General features: G+C 52.0%; 15 protein-coding genes. 5 read left to right on the plus strand and 10 right to left on the minus strand.

Annotation, left to right across the window (positions count from 1 at the left end; all coding sequences use genetic code 11):
• Positions 1 to 2 precede the first annotated feature (2 nt).
• Positions 3 to 1,250 (plus strand): lactate racemase domain-containing protein, encoded by a 1,248-nt coding sequence (locus HRM2_RS15180; protein ID WP_015904921.1) that lies wholly within the window; start codon positions 3 to 5, stop codon positions 1,248 to 1,250.
• 134 nt (positions 1,251 to 1,384) lie between these two features.
• On the opposite strand, the gene HRM2_RS15185 is transcribed toward HRM2_RS15180, so the two are convergent.
• From HRM2_RS15185 to HRM2_RS15200, 4 genes are read right to left on the minus strand one after another with little or no spacing between them, the layout of a single operon-like run.
• The gene (locus tag HRM2_RS15185) at positions 1,385 to 2,920 is read right to left on the minus strand and encodes a hydrogenase iron-sulfur subunit (RefSeq protein WP_015904922.1); all 1,536 of its coding nucleotides are present in this window, start codon (positions 2,918 to 2,920) and stop codon (positions 1,385 to 1,387) included.
• On the minus strand, positions 2,917 to 4,062 hold the full coding sequence (locus tag HRM2_RS15190) for an FAD-dependent oxidoreductase (RefSeq protein WP_015904923.1): 1,146 nt from the start codon (positions 4,060 to 4,062) through the stop codon (positions 2,917 to 2,919). Before HRM2_RS15190 ends, HRM2_RS15185 begins: the two co-directional genes overlap by 4 nt.
• 20 nt (positions 4,063 to 4,082) lie before the next feature.
• Positions 4,083 to 5,006, minus strand: coding sequence for a methylenetetrahydrofolate reductase (locus HRM2_RS15195; RefSeq protein ID WP_015904924.1), 924 nt, complete (start codon positions 5,004 to 5,006; stop codon positions 4,083 to 4,085).
• A 46-nt stretch (positions 5,007 to 5,052) separates the two neighbouring features.
• Positions 5,053 to 5,727 carry a methylenetetrahydrofolate reductase C-terminal domain-containing protein gene (locus HRM2_RS15200; RefSeq protein WP_015904925.1) on the minus strand — a complete coding sequence of 225 codons (675 nt, stop codon included), beginning with the start codon at positions 5,725 to 5,727 and terminating at the stop codon, positions 5,053 to 5,055.
• Between the two features lie 189 nt (positions 5,728 to 5,916).
• Here HRM2_RS15200 and HRM2_RS15205 point away from each other — a divergent pair, with 189 nt between their 5' ends.
• The 4 genes from HRM2_RS15205 to HRM2_RS15220 all read left to right on the plus strand — a co-directional run bounded on the left by HRM2_RS15205 (position 5,917) and on the right by HRM2_RS15220 (position 10,573).
• Positions 5,917 to 7,392 (plus strand): two-component system sensor histidine kinase NtrB, encoded by a 1,476-nt coding sequence (locus tag HRM2_RS15205; protein WP_148214646.1) that lies wholly within the window; start codon positions 5,917 to 5,919, stop codon positions 7,390 to 7,392.
• A gap of 221 nt (positions 7,393 to 7,613) precedes the next feature.
• The gene (locus HRM2_RS15210) at positions 7,614 to 8,012 is read left to right on the plus strand and encodes a response regulator transcription factor (protein ID WP_015904927.1); all 399 of its coding nucleotides are present in this window, start codon (positions 7,614 to 7,616) and stop codon (positions 8,010 to 8,012) included.
• A 212-nt stretch (positions 8,013 to 8,224) separates the two neighbouring features.
• Positions 8,225 to 9,052: a shikimate dehydrogenase family protein gene (locus tag HRM2_RS25375; protein WP_049770461.1), complete on the plus strand. Its 828-nt coding sequence runs from the start codon at positions 8,225 to 8,227 to the stop codon at positions 9,050 to 9,052.
• Positions 9,053 to 9,055: 3 nt separating this feature from the next.
• Positions 9,056 to 10,573 (plus strand): sensor histidine kinase, encoded by a 1,518-nt coding sequence (locus HRM2_RS15220; RefSeq protein ID WP_015904929.1) that lies wholly within the window; start codon positions 9,056 to 9,058, stop codon positions 10,571 to 10,573.
• Positions 10,574 to 10,625: 52 nt separating this feature from the next.
• On the opposite strand, the gene HRM2_RS15225 is transcribed toward HRM2_RS15220, so the two are convergent.
• From HRM2_RS15225 to HRM2_RS15255, 6 genes are all read right to left on the minus strand, one after another.
• Entirely contained in the window at positions 10,626 to 10,979 is a 354-nt protein-coding gene (locus tag HRM2_RS15225; protein ID WP_015904930.1) for a flagellar basal body rod C-terminal domain-containing protein, read from the minus strand.
• Positions 10,980 to 11,263: 284 nt separating this feature from the next.
• On the minus strand, positions 11,264 to 12,193 hold the full coding sequence (locus HRM2_RS15230; protein WP_015904931.1) for a methylenetetrahydrofolate reductase: 930 nt from the start codon (positions 12,191 to 12,193) through the stop codon (positions 11,264 to 11,266).
• Positions 12,190 to 12,858 carry a methylenetetrahydrofolate reductase C-terminal domain-containing protein gene (locus HRM2_RS15235; RefSeq protein ID WP_015904932.1) on the minus strand — a complete coding sequence of 223 codons (669 nt, stop codon included), beginning with the start codon at positions 12,856 to 12,858 and terminating at the stop codon, positions 12,190 to 12,192. The genes HRM2_RS15230 and HRM2_RS15235 overlap by 4 nt, the downstream gene beginning before the upstream one ends.
• A 35-nt stretch (positions 12,859 to 12,893) precedes the next feature.
• A complete protein-coding gene (locus tag HRM2_RS15240) occupies positions 12,894 to 13,334 on the minus strand; it encodes a hydrogenase iron-sulfur subunit (RefSeq protein ID WP_148214647.1) in 441 nt (146 codons plus the stop codon).
• Positions 13,331 to 17,794: an FAD-dependent oxidoreductase gene (locus HRM2_RS15245; protein ID WP_015904934.1), complete on the minus strand. Its 4,464-nt coding sequence runs from the start codon at positions 17,792 to 17,794 to the stop codon at positions 13,331 to 13,333. The genes HRM2_RS15240 and HRM2_RS15245 overlap by 4 nt, the downstream gene beginning before the upstream one ends.
• 9 nt (positions 17,795 to 17,803) lie before the next feature.
• Complete coding sequence (locus tag HRM2_RS15255; protein ID WP_015904935.1) at positions 17,804 to 18,688, minus strand: methylenetetrahydrofolate reductase; 885 nt, start codon at positions 18,686 to 18,688, stop codon at positions 17,804 to 17,806.
• Positions 18,689 to 18,949 lie beyond the last annotated feature (261 nt).

The raw sequence follows: 18,949 nt of genomic DNA on the forward strand, positions 1-18,949 counted from the left end.
CCATGCAGATAAAAGTGCCCTATGGACGAGACGGTGAAGAGACAGCCACCCTGAGCGACAGCCTTGACACAAGCTTTCTGGAGGCCAACTCGGTTGAGATCAAACCCTTTGAATCCCTCATGGAACAGGCATTGAGTGAGCCTGTCAACAGCCCCAACCTCACGGATTTTCTGGCCGGCGCAAGGGACGTTCTCGTCATCGTTAACGACGCCACCCGGCCCACCCCCACCCGTCAGGTCCTGGACCTGATCCACCACAGGTTCAGTGGGATTCCAGTGAAATTCATTATTGCAACCGGTGCCCACAGGGGACCGAGCCATGAAGAGTTCATCCAGATCTTCGGGGATTACTATGAAACGATCAAGGATGACATCATTGTCCATGATGCCCAACGATCAGAGGATATGGTCTTTCTGGGTACGAGCTCCAATGGAACAGAGATGTATGTGAACCGTGCAGGGGTTGACGCCCACAAGATCATCATCATCGGCTCGGTGGAGCCCCATTACTTTGCCGGTTATACGGGTGGCAGAAAATCATTTCTGCCGGGAATTGCAGGGTTTAACACCATTGAGCAGAACCACAAGCTCGCCCTTGTACCCGCAGCAAAGGCCCTGGCCCTTGAGGGCAATCCCGTCCACGAGGACATGGTGGATGCCCTGTCTGTGGTAAAAAAAGAAATCTTTGCCATCATGACCGTTCTGGACAAGGACCACAGGGTCTACGCCGTGACCGCAGGCGAAATCCATGACTCGTTCATGGCAGCCATTGACAGTGCCAATGAGGTGTTTGCCGCCCCCATCAAGGCAAAGGCCGACATTGTCGTATCCGTGGTCAAGTTTCCCCAGGACATAGACCTCTACCAGGCCCAGAAGGGAATAGACAATGCCAAGCTTGCCCTCAAGGACAACGGCATCATGATCCTTGTGGCCAAGTGCAGGTGCGGTATCGGTGGCAAGGCATTTGCCGATCTGCTGGGCAGCTGCGATACCCCCCAGGAGGTGCTTGACACCATTGAGAAGGGGTATAAGCTCGGCTACCACAAGGCTGCCAAAATGGCTGAAATCGGCATCTGGGCTGAAATGTGGGGAGTAACAGATGTAGAGCCGGAAGTCATTGAAAAACTCTTTATCCGGCCCTTTACCTCCCTCCAGGAGGCATTAGACACGGCCATCGAGAAAAAGGGTAAAGATGCAAAAATCCTCTTTCTCATGGACGGCGGACTCACCGTTCCCCTATACAGGGAATAGGCGGAGGACAATACCTTCCTCCGGTCGGCGGAATGATACGAGTTTTACAATTTTTTTTCGTCAGACAATCAACGCAAAAAAGCAGCCCGGAAATAATCCTGACTGCTTTTTTGTTTAACTTAACAATGGATTAATCAGAGTTTTTCGGCAAACTTGCGCACCTTGGCGCTGAACTCTTCAGCCATGTTCGAAGCAATGGTGGTAAAAATGAGGCGGTCTTTGTTCAGCCCCATGGCCTCAAGGCGTTTCTGCACCTCGGCCACCCGCCAGCCGGCATAGGTGTTACCCCGCTCGGCCTTGCAGTTTCCCTCGTGGCAGGCCGCAACCATGACGCCGTCAGCACCTTCGACAAAGGCCTTCATGATGAACTCCACATCAACCTTGCCAGCGCAGGGAACCTGAACCATCCTGAAACCATCTGGAAGATCAACGCCCAGGGCCTTTGCAGCCTGTCCCGCCTCAAAGGCGGAATTCTCACAGCAAAAGGCAACAATGGACGGGGTGCCTTTGACAGATGTCACAGCCGCTTCAATGTCGGCCTTGAGTGCGTTGTCGGTAAAGCCTCCGATCTGGATGGCATCCATGGGACATTCACTGGCGCAGATGCCGCATCCCTGGCAGGCAACAGGGGATATGGCAGCAACCCCGTTTTCCCAGAAAATAGCGCCATGGGGACAGCAGCGGTAGCAGGTCAGGCAGATGACGCATTTGGTGTCATCCACAACAGCCCTCTCCTTTGCAACGGTCACCACCCCAGCTTTCAGGAGCTCATCAACCCTCAGAACAACGTTGGCACTGTCAACGGGTTGGGATGCCACAAAGATACCCTCCCGGTTGGAACGAACCGGGAAACGGTGAACATTGTTGCTTGGAAGGAGTCCGTCACAATCCGTATCTATGCGAAGGGTTGCCGCAAGATCCAGGTTTTTTCTGCCAACGACCGTCTTTTCCTCAACAACGATATAGTCCGGTTCAAGAATCACATCTTCCCGGATAACCGGATCATTGATGGTGATCTTCAAGGTTTCACCCTGGTCAATGACCGGTTTTTCAGTGGGCTTGAAACATACCACGCCCTGGTGACGGCCTTCGGTAAACAGACGCTCAAGCCCGGGGCCTCCCACCTTGACGTTGTTGGCATAAATGTAGGCACTGGAATTGCCAAGCTTCTGAATGGCAAGGGCTGCCACAAGAACCCGGCGGGTTGCGGCAGGGTCTCCCTCCTGGCCAAACCCTGAAACAAAGGCAACACTCTTTCCCTCACCCTTTTTCAAACCATCAATGAATGCAGCATCCTCAAGCAGGGCCTCCATCTGGGTCATGGTCACCACCCTTTTGTCCAGGGTAAGGTCATAGGCGAGGTTCAAGGGCTCAAGACCGTACACGGGTGCCACAACAACAGCGCCGAAAGTTCGCTCAATGGACCTGTCGGCCGTGGCAAGGCAGGTGCGATAATCTCCGGCAACACCGGCAAGGCTCGCCACCTGGGTCGCGGCCATCACCTCAACCCCGGCAACCGCCATTGGTTGATCCGAATCATGGGCAAGAACCACGGTGTAGCCTTTTTCTGAAAGGGCCGCAGCAGCGTCAACTCCCGGGGTCCCGCATCCAACAACAAGAACATCCTTATTCATGGTGACATCAATCATGGTTGTTTTTTCCGCTATCATTTGGCACCCCCAACATATTTTGCGGCGTCAAAGGCAGCTTTACCCGCTTTTGCCATGGAGGCTGCAATGGTTCCAGGTCCTGCGGCCGTGCCTGCCACAAAAATGCCATCGCCCACACTGTCGTCAAGAAATCCATCAACGGTCATGGGAACGCCAAAGGTCTCTGAGATGAGCTTGCTGTCGGCCCCGGGCATGATGCCAATGGAGAGAACCACAAGGTCAAATTCCTCAAAGGTCGGCGTGCCCTGGTCTTCGGCCATGTGGCGGAGCTTGAGGCAATCGTTTTCAACGGGATAGATGTCAACGGGAATGGTCCTGACAAAACGGACGTTTTCCTTGATCCGCTCGTAAAACACAGGAAATTCCTTGCCCACATTCTGGACATCAATGTAGAACACAGAGACCTCAGCCTCTGGGTCCTGGTGGCGGATCGTACCTGCCATGCGCAGTCCATAGGCGCAGCATACCTCGGAACACCAGAGGTGCCCCAGTCGCTCGTCCCTTGAACCCACGCACTGTATGAAGGCGACCCGTTTGGGGGGCAGACCGTCCGACGGTCTTACGATCCCGGCGTTCTCCCGCTCAATGTGCTCAAACTCAAGACCCGTGATCACATTTTCCCATTTTCCATACCCGTAGGTTCCCTTGATAGAGGCATCAAAGGGAGTAAATCCCGTTGCAAGGATAACGGCATCAACATCAAGGGCACACTCGCTGCCCATCTCCTGAATCTTCATAGCCCCTTCAGGCACAGCCTCGGTCACATTCTCACCCACAACATAGAGGGGAGAATTATGCCGGGAAAAGCCTTTGAGGACCTTTCCAGCGGCCTGGTCCTGGGCGCTTTTCTTAAGGGTAACCCGGTATCCCTTTGATCGGTCCAGAGCGTCGACCTCGGTTCTCAGGTGGACGTTGATCAAGGGTTCACCAACAACATCCTTGAGCATTTTTTCAACGCTGCAGGCACCGCATTTCTGGCACATATCCGTTGCCTTGCAGGTATATCCGATGCTATGACCGCCAAGAAAGCAGCTCTTTTCCACAAGTTCGACACCGATATTTTGTCGAGCCAGTTCCCAGGCAGCGGTAAGGCCTGCAATCCCCCCCCCGACAACCATCACTTTTCCGGTTTGACTATTCAATTGCAAACTCCTTATGGTTTTTAAACTTCAGGTCTTGGCAGTACTCCCGCACGTTCGGCTATCTCAGGCACCTTATGCTCCCACTCGATTGCCATGAGGTGAACCCCTGCAACGCCCTTCATCTCCTTGAACTCCTGAATCTGCTCACAGGCGATCTTGATACCTTCATCGGCAACTTTTTTCTTGTCAACCCCCTGGAGACGCTTGATGATCTCATCGGGAACATCCATTCCAGGGACCTTGTTCTTCATATATTTTGCCATACCAACACTCTTCATGGGGGTAATTCCAGGCAGAATGAACACCTTGTCCGTCAATCCCATGTCATTTGCCTGGCGGATCCACTCACGGATTCTCTCCATGTTGAAGACGCACTGGGTCTGAATAAAATCAGCACCCGCAGTAACCTTTTTGGCAAGGCGGTGAACCCGCCACTCAAAGGGCTCGGCAAAGGGGTTGGCAGCGGCACCGATGAAAATTTTCGGTGGTACATCAATGTCGGCTCCACCCAGAAACTTGCCCTCATCCCTCATCTTTTTCACCATGCCGATGAGCTGCATGGAGTCAAGGTCAAATACCCCTTTGGACTGGGGGTGATCACCAAACTGCTGGTGATCACCGGAAAGGCAGAGCATGTTGTGGATGCCGTGGGCATAGGCCCCAAGGATGTCGGACTGCATGGCAAGGCGGTTTCTATCCCGGCACACCATCTGGAAGTTGGGCTCAACACCCCCCTCCATGCAGATCAGCGAGGCGGCCCAGCTTGACATCCTGACCATGGCGGTCTGGTTGTCTGTGATATTGGCCATATCCACAACACCCTTGAGGTGGGCCACCTTTTCCTTCAGGGCTTCTACGTTTGCGCCCCTTGGGGGCCCTACTTCCCCTGTAAAGGCAAAGTGTCCGGCATTAAGAATTCTCTCTAACTTACTTCCTGATTTCATATTGATCTCTCCCTCAAATCGTAAAGGTTAAACAAAAACCGGCTGCTCATCGCCCCAGGGTCTTGACCCGCTCTTCATAACCGGGTTGAATAACTTTTCTCGGTTTCTGATTGCTCCAGTCATTGGGTGGTGAGATCGCAATTATCTGGTCAAGCCGTCCCTGGGCAGCCAAACGCTCATGGATCTGGTACCAGGCACAGGGCTGATCATTGCTTATCTCGCACTTTCCCTGGTTGGTCCCGCCACAGGGGCCGTTGAAAAGACTCTTGGCACACATGGTCACAGGGCAGATACCACCGGTCATGGCAAGGACGCAATTGCCACAGGCCCGGCATTTTTCCTCATACCATCCCACATCCAGGTTGACACCGATGAACGAAGTGTTGACCGCCGGGAAAACCGGTTTGTTGGGAAAACGTTCGGCAAGAAACTGAATGCCGGCACCGCAGGCCATGGATAAAAGGGCATCGTATTCGTCAATCTTTGAATCAAGCTCTGCCAGGAACTCCATGTCACACTGGCGTTCAAGGGTTTCTGCGCCAAACTTGATTTTATCCTTGCCAAAGGCCAGGTTAAGCTCTGCGTTCAGGGTCTCAACCTCTTTTGATCCTCCTGCCAGACAGACAGCGACGCAGGTACCGCATCCAACGGTCAGGACTCGTTTATAGCCTGACACCATATTTTTGATCTCATCAAAGGGTTTTCTCTCCGCAACAATCATGGATCCTCCTGTTTACAGACTACTAATTTAGTGGTTAGAGCATTAGCCGGAATATCTTTTCCAGAAAAGCACGGAAAAGTCAAGAGTATTAAGTTATTATCCTCTAAGAATTTATCGTTTTATGAATTTCATTCATAAATTCTTGACAATTCAAAAAAGATAACTTATAGAGTAAACATGGGCAAAAACATGGATACAAACGATTACCTGCTGGGGGCAATTGAGACCCTCAAACGCCAGATTATCGTCATTTCAGACGATTACACGATACTTGCATCCAGGACAAAACCTGACAAAAGTGCGGGTTCCGGTCAGGATATCAAGGGTCAGTTTTGCCACAGCGCCCTCTACAACCTGCCGAAGCCCTGCGCCAACTGTCCGGTAAGGGAGGTAATTCGAACGGGCAAACCCACCATCAGCCTCCCCAGGATGGATAACTGCACCAGCGCCTGCCTCTATGCCTACCCCATGGAAATTAAGGAAAATGATACCCCTGCCATTGTCGTGCTTGACTTCCACCTTCCCTCCCTGGACGAATGCGATGAACGACGCATCGCCTCCAACGCTTTTTTGAGAAATCTCATATACAGCGCCGTGGACGGGGTCATTGCCGCGGACATGACCGGTAGAATTCTCATTTTTAACCGGGCCGCAACCGAGATCACAGGGTATTCAAAGGAAGAGGCCTTTGAAAGCCTCGACATCCGAAACCTCTATCCCAAGGGGGACGCCCATAGGATCATGGGTTACCTGAGGAGCGATGCCCATGGTAAAAAAGGCGTCATCCGATCTTACAAACAGCTTGCCCTTCAAAGGGACGGCACCACCATCCCCATCAGCCTCAATGCTTCCATCGTCTACGAGGGGGATAGGGAAATTGCCACCATTGGTTTTTTCCACGATCTCACAGGGACCCTGCGCATGGAGGCGGAACTTGAAAAGACCCAGACCCAGCTTCTCCAGGCGGAAAAAATGTCCTCCCTGGGCAAACTTGCCGCAGGTGTGGCCCACCAGCTCAACAACCCCCTTGGGGGAATCACTCTGTTCGCCCAGCTCATGCTTGAAGAGCACGAGCTTTCAGACGACGCAAAGAGCGACCTTTCAAGAATCCAGAGGGATGCAGAACGATGTAGTGCCATCGTAAAAGAGCTACTGGAATTTGCCCGGCAGACCAATCGCGAGGTCAGACCCCACGACATCAACACCATTGTCTCAAGAACCCTTTTTCTGCTTAAAAACCAATCGATATTCCAGAACATCGATATCGTCGAAACCTACGACAAGACCCTACCCCAAATTCCGGCCGACGGCCAGCAACTCAACCATGTGTTCATGAACATTATCCTCAACGGGGCAGACGCCATGGCGGGCAAGGGCAGACTTGAAATCAGGACAGGGTTTTCAGCGGACCAAACCATGGTTAAAATCGAAATATCAGATACAGGACCCGGGATTGACAAGAACCTTCTTTCAACCATATTTGAACCATTTTTTACTACAAAGGAGGTGGGAAAGGGAACAGGACTTGGACTGAGCATGGCCTATGGTATCATTGAAAGCCATGGGGGAAGGATCTGGGCTGAAAACAGGGAACCCACGGGAACCCGGTTTATCATCCTGCTTCCCCTGAAGCTTTCAAAGGATCTCACCCCCGGAATTTACTGAATTTTCGGTTGACAGGGATAGGGACCCCATATATATTTTAGATGAAATACTCACCAAAGCATTGCAAAAAAAAGCGTTTCATCATTCGTTCTGGCCCAGAACATATACCCTGTTCCGGCCGTGCCGGTCATATAAACACTTCGCAACACTTTCTTTAGTTCACCTGTCGTAGTTTTATGGTACAGACTTGATATTCACCATTTTACAAGGGAGAGAACAGTATGAACGAAAAAAAAAGAATACTTGTTGTTGACGACGAGCCTGATTTTGCATCCATCGTACAGACCAATCTTGCAAAAGAAGGATTTCAGGTTGATGTGGCATTTGACGGCGTGGAGGCCATGGAAAAAATAAGAGCAGTCCCTGATGGCGCGCTGTATGACGCCATTGTCCTTGATGTGATGATGCCGGAAAAAGATGGGTATGAGGTGTGTGCAGAACTTAAAAAAGACGCGAAATATTGCAATATTCCCATAGTCATGCTCACGGCTGTGGCTGACCATGTGGGATCAACCCGCTACTCCCATGCCGATGGAATGGCCATGGAGGCCGATGATTACCTTCCCAAACCTGCTTCTGCAGAAGAAATAACCAAGAGCGTAAAGCGCCTGACAACATAAAAAAATTCTGGAGGCACCTTACTTAATTCCCTGGTGAATTCGTATACGTCAAAGATCAGTGGATTCAGGTAAGGTGCCCACAGGGTCAACCCATACTAAATGAGATGGTTGGGGGTGACTGTCACAGGCAGGTATAATAAATTACATGCATTGACCCTGGTTTCCACATTGAACAGCCGCTATTAACGCCATGCTTTATTCAATAGGAGTGCATGAAAGTTTTTGCCATAATGAGTGATGATCAGGCATTCAGGTCCAGGGCCCCGGTCATGTTTTCACGGGTAATGAAACGCATCGGCATCCGGGGGGTGTACGTGCCGTTCAAGGTTGATCCGGGAAACATTGGACAGGCCATGGAGGCCATGAGATGCCTCAACATTGATGGCGCCAACATCGGCAATCCCTTTAAAGAGTCAATCCTGCCCCACCTGGATGTCCTGAGCGAGGGCGCCAATATCATCAAGGCAGTTAACACGGTTGTCCGCACGGGCTCAACCCTCAAAGGGTACAACACCAATGCCATCGGATTCATGGACACCCTTGAAAAGGCTGGATTTGATACAGCGGGGAGAAATGCCTTGATTTTCGGAGCTGAAGGGGCTGCAAAAGCCGTTGTCTTTATCCTCAACTGGCTCCGGTGTGAAAGGGTTCAAATCGCAGGCCGCTACAAAAAAAACCTTGACACCCTCCTGGCCACCCTTGAAGGAGAAGCGGTCCGTTTAAAGGATATTTCAACGTCACCCTGCACTGCAAACATCCTCATTAATGCATCGTCCGCCTCAAGCCCTGATGAGGCGCCAAAGTTTGCATCCATCATAGAACGTCTGGAGATAAAGGCCTGCGAACTTGTGGTGGATCTTAACTATGGCCATAAAAACAATTTCTGGAAAAAGCTTGCACAATCCAGAGGTATCCCCTTTATTGACGGACTAACCCCCCTTGCCCACGCAGCACGGCGAACCCTGCTGCTCTGGACAAAAATCGACGTTGAGGCAGGCGAGTTCATAAGAGCACTTGAATCAGACAACAGGGAGGCATGAACGGTGGAAAGACTCAACCCTGAAAAAATTGTAGTGATCGATGATGAGTCAAGCCTCAGGGAAGGTGCCCAGCGCATTCTTTCACGCATGGGTTATGAAGTTTTCCTTGCTGAAAGGGGCGAAGAGGGACTAAATATCATAAACAGCCACCCCATCTCCATCGCACTCCTGGACATGAAGATGCCGGGCATGGATGGCATGGAAGTATTAAAAGAGATCATGGCCATGAACCGGGGAATCATCGTCATCGTGATCACCGGTTACGCCACTGTGGAAACGGCCATCCAGGCCATGAAAATGGGGGCCTATGACTTTATCCCAAAGCCCTATGAACCTGATCAGCTTCGCATGGTGATCAAACGGGCCAACGAGACCCTGAGACTCAAGATCAATGCCCAGCGAATGGAAAGGGAAAGACGAAGAACCCTGGCAGACCTCAACACGGAGCAGAGCCGGATTCACACCATCCTGGAATCGCTGCCCAACGGGGTGCTTGTCACCGACAGCCAGGGAGAGGTGGTCCTTCTAAATCCGGCCTGTTACAAACTTCTGCACATCGACACTGATAAAAAAGTCCCTGGGAAAAAACCGGCGGGATCCATTTGCGAGTATGTCAACGACGAAGAGGTGTGCGCACTTGTCATGGACATTTCCCGTGGCAGGTACATCGATTATAACGACATCCCTTCCAAGGAGATAAAGATCAGCAACGAAACCTATCTTCTGGTCCTGTGCAGGCCCGTGCTTGGCGAAAAAAAGGAGTGTATGGGAACAGTTGTCAACATCATGGACATCTCGACCATCAAGGTACTGGATCAGCTTAAGTCGGAATTTGTGGCAAAGGTGTCCCACGAATTAAGATCCCCCCTGTCCACCATCCACGAACAGCTCAAGATGGTCATGGGTGGCCTTGGGCAGACGATAGGTGGGGATGACCAGCATCTTCTCTCCCGTGCACGGGAAAAAACAGGCGGTCTTATTTCAACCATAGGTGATCTTCTTGACTTATCACGCATCGAAGCTGGCATGGAGATCAAGGAGCTTAAAGAGGTGCAACTGGATGACCTTTTAAAGGCTATCTGCGAATTTCTGGAGGTAAGGGCCGCAGCAAAGCAGCAGACCCTGACCTTCACCCCGCCTGAAACCCCTGTTCCGCCCATCAAAGGCGACCCCCTTGCCCTTGAAAGCGTTTTTGGCAACCTCATCTCCAATGCCATCATTTACACCCCGGAAAAGGGTACCATCCAGGTTGACTGCACGGTCACCGGCACCAACCTCAGGGTCAGGGTAAAGGACAATGGCTTTGGCATTGACGCACGTTACATGGACAAAATCTTTGAACGCTTCTACAGAATAAAAAACGAACGAACAAGGTACATCACAGGAACAGGCCTTGGGCTGCCCATTGTCAAGGGCATTGTCGATGCCATGAACGGCTACATTGATGTGGAAAGCGAGGTCAACCAGGGAACGACCTTTACCGTGATCCTCCCCCTGAAACAGCCCCAAGGGGGCATTTAGCCCCTAAACCAGCCCATGCAAATTCATTTAAGAGAACCTTTGTTCCATACTGTCAGCCAACGATGTCGAGAAGGGTGCCCAGCATCTGATCCTCAGTTTGAATGGTTCTGGTGTTGGCTTCAAAGGCTCGCTGGGTAATAATCTGGTCGGTAAATTCCCCGGCAAGGTCTGTGTTGGACAACTCCGGCACAACGGCTTCACCATTCATCATTCGGGTTTCCACGGGCCCCCCGGTGTCAACCTTTGAGATGTCAACCTTGACAGCATCGTTCTGGCCTTCTGTAACAAGGGCACGGCTCTTTTTAAAATCATCGGAATATACATTGGCAACATTGTTGGCTGAAACAGCCATTTTCGTTCCAAATGCCTTGAGGGCCGATGCGCTGGTGTTGATGGCAAAACCCATTTTAATTTCTCCTGACGCTAAAGATAACATTTTGTTCAATTGTTGAGCAATCTGCTAATGCAATAAACGTGCAACCCAACAACCGAATTTTGCTGAAATCCTCACGTACTACAGTACGCTCCGGTTTCAGTTTTGCTTGCGCCTTGCATCTGGGCAAGTTTTCATCCAAACATGGGTTTTCGGTCAGGCACTCACCCATAGGCAGTCATGCCTGCAAACAACAAATGACATTTTTTGTCCCATATGGTTGACAAAAAATGTCACTTGTTGCTTCAAATCGAACGTTAGACCTCAGGTCTGGGATAAAGCCCGCTCCTTTCCACAATCTCAGGCACCTTCTCCTCCCACTCAATGGCCATGATGTGAAAGCCTGACACCCCTTTGCACGCCTTGAGCCGCTGGATGGCCTCAATGCAGATGTCGAGTCCCTCCTGGGCCTGGTGCTCTTTTGGCACGCCTGCAAGGCGCTTGATAATTTCATCGGGCACATCCATTCCCGGCACCCGGTTCTTCATGAACTTTGCCATGCCCACAGATTTCATGGGGGTCATACCGGCCATGATGAACACCCGTTCGTCAAGGCCCCTCTCCCTTACCCCCTCCATCCATAGTTCAAATTTCTCAAGATTGTAGATGCACTGGGTCTGGATAAACTCCACACCGCAGGCCACCTTTTTGGCAAGCCGGGGCACCCGGATCTCAAAGGGATCGGCAAAGGGGTTGGCCGCAGCCCCCACAAACATGGCAGGGGGCCTTTTAATCTCATCTCCGCCAAGAAATCTTCCCCTGTCACGCATCATGCGGACCGTCTGGATCAGCTGCATGGAGTCAAGGTCGTGGACATTCTGGCCCTGGGCCGAGTCCCCAAAGCTCTGGTGATCACCGGTGAGGCAGAGGATGTTGTTGATATCAAAACTTGCGGCCCCAAGGATGTCGCTCTGAATGGCAATGCGGTTTCTGTCCCGGGTGACCATCTGGAGCACGGGCTCAATGCCGAGCTTTTTAAGATGAATACAGGCGGCAAGGGAACACATGCGGGTCATGGAGGTCTGATTGTCCGTGATGTTCACGGCATCCACATGGTTTCGAATCAATTCACCCTTGGAAATAACGGCCATGGGGTCGCTTCCCCTTGGGGGTCCGCACTCGCTGGTTACGGCAACATGGCCCAACTTTAATATCTTTTCAAGTCTGCTTGGCGTCAATGGCTTCATACCTGAACGTCCTCCCTTGTGACCTTTCGGGGGCCCCCTGCCCGTTCCGTTGACCAGTCCTTGATGGGTGCCACAATCTCGTAATCATCCAGCCGGCCAAGGGCCTTGAGCCGATCGATGATGAGCTGCCAGACACAGTCAAGCTCGGGGTTGATCTCGCATTTCCCCTTGGTTGATCCGCCGCAGGGACCGTTCATCACCCGCTTGGCACACCTTGAAATGGGGCAGATACCTGCCGTTGCTGCAAGTACGCAGGATCCGCAGGCCTGGCACCGTTCCGTCCAGACCCCCCGCTGTTCCGTGGCGCCGAGAAAACAGGTGTTGACCCCCGGCAAAACAGGGGTGGTCTTATATTTCTCCGCCATGAACTGAACCCCCACCCCGCAGGCAAGCGAAAGAACCGCATCGTACTGGTCGATAATATCCCGGACCTCCTCTATATACTCGTGGTCGCACTGGCGCTCCAGGGTTCGCTCGTCTATGGTTTTTTTCTCCCCCTCCTTGATCGAGTGCATCCTGAGCAACGAGGCAAGCACCTCAACCTCTTTCTTGCCCCCGGCCTCACACACGGTAACGCACTCGTTGCAGCCCAGCACCAGAATGCGCTGGAAACCTTTGATCTCTTCGATGATCTCTTCAATGGGTTTTTTATCGGCGATTATCATTTTCTGACCCCTTTTATTGACAGTTCCAGCCCATATCAGGCCGCCGCTTTATCCTTTTTGATCGCCTCCCGAACCGGGGAGGGGCCAAGAGCCCTTATTCTTTGATCCATCTCCATGGCATACTTTGCAAACAGGGGGCCTTCTCCAGAGGAAAGGTTGTACATCTGAACCCTCTCCCCTTCGACCCCTACGGAATCAAGAAGCCGGGCCGCCTCGTTCACCCTTTTTTTTGCCCTGAAATTACCCGTACCAAAGTGGCAGTCACCTTCCATGCAGCCGACCACATAGACGCCGTCCGCACCCCGTTCAAAGGCTCTTAAGATATGAATCAGGTCTATTTTCCCCGTACACGGAAGGCGGATAATTCTGAAATCCGCCGGACATTTCAACCGCATGGAACCTGCCAGGTCCGCAGCTGAATAGCCTCAGTAATTACAGCAGAAGGCAAGAATAACGGGAGTAAAAGCCTCTGTCATGACACCTCCTCCAGCAGGGCTTCCACCTTGCTGAGCAATTGTTGATCCTCATACCAGTTGAGTTTGATGGTCTTTGCCGGGCATTCAGCAGCGCAAACACCGCACCCCTGGCAAAGGGCCGGGTCGATGTAGCTCACCCCCTCGGCATTTATGACCGGAACATTATAGGGACACGATCGGACACAGATGAGACAGGCCGCACAATTTTCAGGGTCGACCTCGGCAGTCACGGCCGAAAGGGTGAGATAATCCCTGGAAAGGAAGGTGACGGCCCTTGAGGCCGCTGCCAGGGCCTGGGCAATGGTTTCAGAAATGAGTTTTGGACCGTGGGCCGTTCCACAGATAAAAACCCCTTCTGTGGTGGCATCCACGGGTTTTAACTTCACATGGGCCTCGATAAAGAAACCTTGGGGATTGCGGCCAATCTTGAGAAGAGACGCAAGTTCCTGGGTATCTGCAGCCTGAACGCCTGCGGAAAGGGCCACAAGATCGGTCTCCACACTGAGTTTCACACCCAGCACATGATCGGTAAAGGTAACCGTGAGGCCGTTGTCGGTCTGTTCAACCACGGGGGGGTCGTTGCGGTCAAACCGGAAAAAGAGCACACCCAGTTGTCTTGCCTCGGTATAGTACTCCTCAAGCAGGGCATACATTCTCATGTCCCGGTAGAGGATGAATACGGTGGCCTCGGGGTTGCCCTGCTTGATGGCAATGGCATTTTTAACGGCCGATTGACAGCAGACCCTCGAACAGTTGGGATTTTCATCGTTTCTGGATCCCACGCACTGGATCATGACCACATGCTCAAGGTCTCCGGCACCCTGATCATGGAGGCGTTGGGCAAGTTCCACCTGGGTTGTCACCCGGTCCGTTTCAGGATAAAGATACTCAACAGGGGTGTACTCGTCAGCACCCGTGGCCACAACCACCACTCCATGGTGAATCTTTCGTTCATACATGCCCGGTCCCACCAGCACTTCGGTGGTAAAATTTCCCTTATACCCTGTAAAACCGACAATGAGAGATTCCTTGAGTACCTGGACATTTTCATGATTTTCAATCCGTTCTGCCAACTGGGTCACATAGGCCCTGATATCGCCCCCCTCAATGGTTGAGACAAGCCGGTTACCAAGACCGCCGAGGCGCTTCTCCTTTTCCACAAGAACCGTCTCAAACCCCTGATCTCCAAGGGCCTTTGCCGCCGTCATTCCAGCAACCCCCCCTCCGATGACAAGGGCTCTTCGGGTAACCGGAATCTGCTTCTCATGGAGGGGTGTCAGGGTTGCGACCCTTGCCACCGCCATGCGAACCAGGTCTTCTGCCTTTTTTGTCGCCTTTTCAGGGGTTTCGGAATGCATCCAGGCATCCTGATTCCTGATGTTGGCCATCTCAAACAGATACCTGTTCAGACCGCTCTTTTCCAGGGTTTCCATGAAGATATCTTCGTGGGTTTTTGGGGTGCAGGATGCCACAACCACCCGGTTGAGCCGGTGCTCCTCAATTTTTTCCTTGATTCCAACCTGGGCATCCTGGGAACAGGTAAAGAGATTCATCTCCGAATATACGACGTTGGGCAATGTCTTGGCATAGGCGTCCACCTTGTCCACATCCACAACGCCTGCGATGTTGATGCCGCACTTGCAGACAAACACCCCGATCCTTGGCGGCTCGTCGGTGACATCCCGCTCCGCTGGCTGTTCTACCGTTCTGACCTGGGTGTTTCTTGCATCAGCAAGCGCCATGCCTGCAACACAGGCCGCACCGCTTGCGTCTGTGACCGAAGCGGGTATATCCTTTGGACCCTGGAACACCCCTGCCACATACACGCCGGGCCTTGAACTCTCAAGGGGGTTAAACGGGGAAGTCAAGGCAAAGCCGTGGGGATCTGTCTCAACACCTATACGCCTTGCAAGGGAGCGACTTTCCATGGGGATCTCAAGGCCCACTGAAAGGATGACCATGTCAAACTCTTCTTTGATCATGGCGCCCTTCTCATCCACATAATTAAGTATGAGGTTGCCCGTTTCCCTTACCTCGTCCACGCTGTGGATGCGAGATTTTATAAATCTTACCCCATCCTGGTCCCGTGCCCTTAAATAGTATTGTTCGTAATCCTTTCCAAAGGTTCGCATGTCCATATTAAAGATGGCACAGTCAAGACCCATTTTTGAATGCTCTTTTGCAATCATGGCATCCTTGATGGCATACATGCAGCAGACCGACGAACAATACCCGTTGTTGCACCGGTTGGTGTCACGGGAACCAATGCACTGGAGCCAGGCGATCTTTTCAGGCGCCCTGCCATCTGAAGGACGCACAAGGTGGCCCATGGTGGGCCCGCCTGCGCTCAAGATCCGCTCAAACTCGAGGCTTGTCATGACATTGGGTGATCGCAGGTACATGTAGGTGTCGTCAAGGGTTTTGGGGTCAAAGGGTCGGCTACCCAGGGCCATGATCACGGCACCCACATCTATGGATCTGGTGATTTGCCGTTCAAGGTGGGTCTCAAGGGTTAAGGCACCTGCTTCACACGCTTTGACGCACTCTAAACATTCGCAGCACACCATGCAGTCAAGGCAGCGGTTGGCCTCGGCAACGGCCTGATCTTCGGTGAATCCAAGGGCCACCTCGTCAAAACCTGCAAGGCGCCGTTCCATGGGAATTTTTGCCATGGTCTGGCGCTCGGCCTTTTTCATCGTGTCCGGAATGGAATTAAACTCCTTTTGGGCGTATTCCACGGGACCACGGCCCTGGGCAAGGTCTTGATCGTCAAGAAACCTTAAAATGGATACACCTGCCTCATTGCCTGCGGCAACGGCATTGATGGCAATGGAGGCACCGGTTTCAGCATCACCGCCTGCAAAGACCCCCTTTCTTCGGGTCTCAAAGGTGATGGGATCAACTTCAATGTTGCCCCAGCGGTTGATGGTTACGCCCTGTTTTTCATCCATGCATGAGGTGTCGGTGCGCTGGCCGATTGCCGTGATGATGTAATCTGTATCAATCACAAAATCACTGCCTTCAACCGGAACCGGCCGTCGACGTCCACTGTTGTCCGGTTCTCCAAGTTCCATGCGAAGACATCGGATGCCAATGGTTTTGCCATCCGTTGCCACCACCTCTTTCGGGGCTGTGAGAAATTGGATGTCAACCCCCTCTTCAAGGGCATCCTCGATCTCTTCATCCCAAGCCGGCATTTCAATCTTGGTTCTCCGGTAGAGAACGCTCACCTTGTCGGCCCCCATCCTCAAGGCTGTCCGGGCGGCATCAATGGCCACATCGCCGCCGCCAATGATGACAACCTTTCCCGTGAGACGCTTGCAGGTACCAAGGGCCACCGCCTTGAGAAACTTTACCCCGGAAATCACCCCATCAGAGGCCTCACCCGGAATGCCAAGTTCCATGCCTTTATGGCAGCCAAGGGCCAGGTAAACCGATGCAAACCCATCTTCAAAGAGTGAATCAACGGTGAAATCACGGCCAAGGGCCTTGTTATATTGAATGTCAACGCCAAGGTGGCCGGTGATGTAGAAAACCTCATCTTCAAGCACCCTTGGAGGAAGCCGATAGTCGGGAATACCAACCTTGAGCATGCCGCCGGCCACTGGAAGGGCTTCAAAAATGGTCACCTTGACCCCTTTTCTGGCAAGAAAGGCCCCAGCGGTAAGCCCTGCAGGGCCCGCACCCACGATGGCCACCCGTTCTTTTCTTGGGAGAATCTCTGGAACTGGCAGCGCCTTAATGTTGACCTGGTCTGCAATAAATCGCTTGAGGGAACAGATGGAAAGGGGGGATTCTACCAGCTGCCTGCGGCAGGCTTCCTCACAGGGATGGGGACAAATTCTGCCGATGGTTCCGGGTAACGGAAGATTTCGCAGAATAACCTCCAGGGCCTCCTTGTACTTTTTTTCACCTGCAAGGGCCACATAGGCGTGGGCGTTGACGCTGTTGGGACAGGCGTTTGTGCAGGGGGATCGGTCTTTTTTGGTGATGGAAAAAGCCCATGGAATGGCCTGCTCATACTGCTTAAAGGTCGCCTTCCTCGTGTTGAGTCCCTGGTTGTGTTCACTCGGGAAGTCCACTGGACAAACCTTTGCGCAATCACCACAACTTGTGCATTTTTCAAGGTCAACATACCTGGGATTCTCCTGGATGTGAGCTGTAAACGCCCCTTTTTCCCCGGAAAGCGCAAGAAGTTCGGTGTTGGTTAACAGTTCAATATTCAGATGCCGGCCGACCTCGACCAGTTTAGGTGAAATAACTCACATGGTACAGTCATTGGTTGGAAAAGTCTTGTCCAGCATTGCCATCATCCCACCAATGGCAGAGGATTGTTCAACCAGATAGACATAGTAGCCTGAATTTGCAAGGTCAATGGCAGACTGTATGCCAGAAATACCGCCACCCAGGACCATCACAGCTCCGGAAGTGCTGTTGTTTGCGATTAATTTCTCCACCATTTTTTCCTCCTACCCTTTAAGTCCTTTCATCACACCCAGTACCTCGGGAAGCTTATCCTCCCATCCAAGACACGAGACATTGACCCCGCCAAACCCCATCTCCCTGACCTCATGGATCATATCAACTGCCAGGGAAATTGAGGCTTTCACCTTGTCCGGCGTTTTCTGAAGCGTGTCAATGACATGCTCGGGCATGATGATATGGGCGAGATTTCGGGCCATGTACCTTGCCATGCCAAGGGATTTCACCAGAAGAACCGTGGGGATTATGGTGACTCCGTTTTTGACGGCGATTTTGAGGAACGGTTCGGTCATGGAAAATTCAAATAAAGGCTGGGTTACAAAGAAACAAACCCCCAGATCAATCATCCGCTTCATCCGGTCAAGCTCCTTTTCCCGCTCTCCACCCCTGAGGCCGGTGGAAAGCTCTACGCCCATTGGCAGATCCACACTGCCGGCGAGCTCCACCCCGGCAAGATCACGCCCCTTTGATAACGAGGCAATGGCCTTTACAAGGGCCTCGTCGGTGAGATCGTACACCGCTTTTGCATCCACATGATCCCCAGTCGCTGGCGGATCTCCTTCAACGACCATGGCGGCAGCAATCCCAAGGGCGCTTGCTGCAAGCAGATCTCCCTGGAGGGCCAGCCGGTTTCTGTCCCGGCAGGAGAGCTGAACGATGGTGTCAAGCCCCTTTTGCTGAAGAACAAGGCTTGCCCCGAGGGAGGTCATTCGCATGACCGCACTTTTCATTTCTGAGACAAGAAAAGCGTCAACCACACCCTTGACCTTGATGGCATTGTTAACCATGGTAATCACATCGGTTCCCTTGGGCGGATCGATCTGAACAAGACGGGCAAATTCACCCGTTTTCAACCGCTTTCTAAACTGCATGGGCATACCTCCGGAAAAGTGATCCGATTTATCTGACGAATTTTCATGGGTAATTATATTTTAGTAGTTGAATATCATGGGGTTTGTCAAGTCTTATTTAATAAATGAACACCATTTGAAAACTAAATCTAAACCAGGACGAATTTCCAAGGCAATTTCCCAATGGAAAATACATTGGGGTTGATTTCCATGGCCAAATTAACTATATAATTATCAAATTAAATAGGAAACAGCCTGCAACCGGCCAGTTAAAAGACAAAA

Origin of the sequence: Desulforapulum autotrophicum HRM2, from assembly GCF_000020365.1 — a bacterium.
Classification (GTDB): Bacteria; Desulfobacterota; Desulfobacteria; order Desulfobacterales; family Desulfobacteraceae; genus Desulforapulum; species Desulforapulum autotrophicum.